At 48.1% G+C, this 1,063-nt stretch carries 1 protein-coding gene and 1 pseudogene; both read right to left on the reverse strand.

The window, feature by feature from the left end; all coding sequences use genetic code 11:
- A partial coding sequence (gene glnL, locus R7M72_RS25815; RefSeq protein WP_318056558.1) for a nitrogen regulation protein NR(II) occupies positions 1–821 on the reverse strand: 821 nt, incomplete at its 3' end.
- Between the two features lie 167 nt (positions 822–988).
- Positions 989–1,063, reverse strand: a pseudogene (locus tag R7M72_RS25820) (nitrogen regulation protein NR); the annotation flags it as partial.

Consider the following 1,063-nt stretch of genomic DNA (forward strand, 5'->3'; position numbering starts at 1 on the left):
ATCTCGACGCGCGCCGCTAATTTGCAGCGTTTGCCATGAATGTTGGCTTGATGCACCGTTCTGGTGCGAATGGTGATGTTGCCGTGCTCTTGATGAGCAAGAATTTGTGCCGCGTTGCTGACGATGTTCAGCATCGCTTGTTCTATTTGATCCGCATCCATCAAAATCTCAGGCAAGCTCGGGTCGTAGTCGCGTTCGATGATGATCGAGTTTTGAGATTCTAACTCGACCAATTGGCGTACTTTCTCCAGAATTTGGTGCAGATTTTCAGGTGTCTTTTTGCCCGGTTTCTGTGGGCCAAGTAGGCGGTCGACTAATGCTCTTAGTCGATCGGCTTGTTCGATAATGATGTGGGTGTATGCGGTTAACCATGGATCGGGCAACATTTTTTCCAGCAGCTGCGCCGCACCGCGTAATCCGCCAAGTGGATTTTTGATCTCATGAGCTAAACCGCGCACGAGCAGTTTGGCGGCTTGTTGCTGTGCGTGTTGGTTGAGCTCTTGAGTGAGGCGTCGTTGTTGATCTATTTTGCGCATTTCAACCAACAGCATGAGCTGTCGTTGCCAAGTGATTGGACTTACCGTGACTTCCAGCATTAGCGGACGACCATCGACGACAAACGTCACGTCACTGTCGGTAATGCTTTGGCCACTTTGCAATGGCTGAGTCAGTAAGGCCAAGTCCAACGATGCATGCTGAATCAGTTGAGAAAGCGATTGTTCGACAATGCGCTTAGCGCTTTGCGAAAACAACAGCTCAGCGGCTGGATTGGCATAGCGGATGGCCAATCCATCATCAAGAATCAGCGTTGCTGTGACCATGTTGTTGAGTATGGCACTAGGGAGACTGGTATCCACATTACGTCCTTGTTTGCGTTGAGATTGTGCAATGCACAATAATGGTGCAATAGAACGTTAAGTATGGCGAAGAAAGCTCAGAAGAAAAAGTAAAAAGCCTCATTGTGATGCGACTTTTTTACTCCGATTTTCTATTTTGCCCCTTTTACGGTCGGCTTAACACTTGCTCTATGTAAATGCACCGTTATAGGGCTAGTAGATGCAAT

This window comes from Vibrio sp. YT-18, assembly GCF_033337345.1.
In the GTDB taxonomy this organism is placed as follows: domain Bacteria; phylum Pseudomonadota; class Gammaproteobacteria; order Enterobacterales; family Vibrionaceae; genus Vibrio; species Vibrio alginolyticus.